The sequence below is a fragment of the Flavobacterium aurantiibacter genome, assembly GCF_002251775.1.
Classification (GTDB): Bacteria; Bacteroidota; Bacteroidia; order Flavobacteriales; family Flavobacteriaceae; genus Flavobacterium; species Flavobacterium aurantiibacter.
In genome coordinates, this window is the sequence record NZ_NOXX01000015.1 from 1 (window position 1) to 1117 (window position 1117).

The following is a 1117-nucleotide window of genomic DNA, read 5'->3' on the forward strand; positions in this document are numbered from 1 at the left end:
CGTTATGTGCCATTTTACAGAGACACCCCAAACCAATAAAAATAAATTTGCTTATTATATGTCCACTTATTATATTTGCACCGACAATTTCGTCAAACAAAATATTTTAGTATGTGGACAACAGAAGTGAGTCGTAAAACGACAGCGACAAAAGAACAAATTTGGAAACTTTGGGCAGATGTTCCTAATTGGAATGTTTGGGATGCAGAAGTTGAGACCTCTGAACTATTTGGACAATTTCAGACAGGGACAAAAGGAATTTTGAAACCAGCAGGTGGACCAAAAACAAAATTTGAAATGACTGAATGCACTAAATTCAAATCATTTACAGACAGAAGTTTTTTACCACTTTGCAAAATGGACTTTATCCATACTATGACAGAAACCAAAGACGGGCTTGAAATTACACATAAAGTTGTAATGACAGGTTTTATGACTTTTTTGTTTTCAAAAATAATTGGAAGTAAAATTAAAAGTGGACTTCCTATTGCAGTTGAAAAACTAATTAAAATTGCAGAAAAAAACTAAACACAAAATGGCAAAAACAGATTTTAGTTTTGAAATAACCGAAGAAAGTACAGGTTTTTTATTATGGCAAGTAACAAACTTGTGGCAACGTGAAATCAAAAAAGCATTAGAGAAATATGAATTAACACATTCTAAATTTGTTCTACTAGCAAGTATTCATTGGCTGACATTAGACAAACAAAATGTAACACAAATTTTATTATCCAACCATACCAAAATTGACCCAATGACAACTTCAACTGTTTTGAGAACTTTGCAAACAAAAGGACTTATTAAACGACAAGAACACGAAACAGACACAAGAGCCAAAACAGTTGGACTAACAGAAAATGGACTAAAAAATATTAAACAAGCAATCAAAACAGTTGAACAATTTGACAAACAATTTTTCGGCTCACTTGACAACGAAACAAAAGACTTTAATAACAAACTAATAAAACTACTTGACAATAAAAACGGCACATAACACGGGTTTTGCGTCAGGCGGGCTGACGTGCAAACTTAAGGCTTTGTACTTCTATTCAAGTTTAGTGCTGGTTGACAGTTTTGTGCTCCGAACCCCGCCCGAACGCAAAGCTCGAAACCGTTA

The 1117-nt window shown here is 33.8% G+C and carries 2 protein-coding genes; both read left to right on the plus strand.

Annotated elements, in window-relative coordinates:
• Positions 1 to 111 precede the first annotated feature (111 nt).
• Positions 112 to 528, plus strand: a complete 417-nt coding sequence (locus tag CHX27_RS00120; protein WP_094484769.1) for an SRPBCC family protein — start codon at positions 112 to 114, stop codon at positions 526 to 528.
• A 7-nt stretch (positions 529 to 535) separates the two neighbouring features.
• Positions 536 to 994: a MarR family winged helix-turn-helix transcriptional regulator gene (locus CHX27_RS00125; protein WP_094484770.1), complete on the plus strand. Its 459-nt coding sequence runs from the start codon at positions 536 to 538 to the stop codon at positions 992 to 994.
• Positions 995 to 1117: the final 123 nt, after the last annotated feature.

Bases quoted from the DNA above. Each gene is read 5' to 3' on its own strand.
- CHX27_RS00120 (WP_094484769.1), top strand. From the start codon at position 112: ATGTGGACAACAGAAGTGAGTCGTAAAACGACAGCGACAAAAGAACAA.
- CHX27_RS00125 (WP_094484770.1), top strand. From the start codon at position 536: ATGGCAAAAACAGATTTTAGTTTTGAAATAACCGAAGAAAGTACAGGT.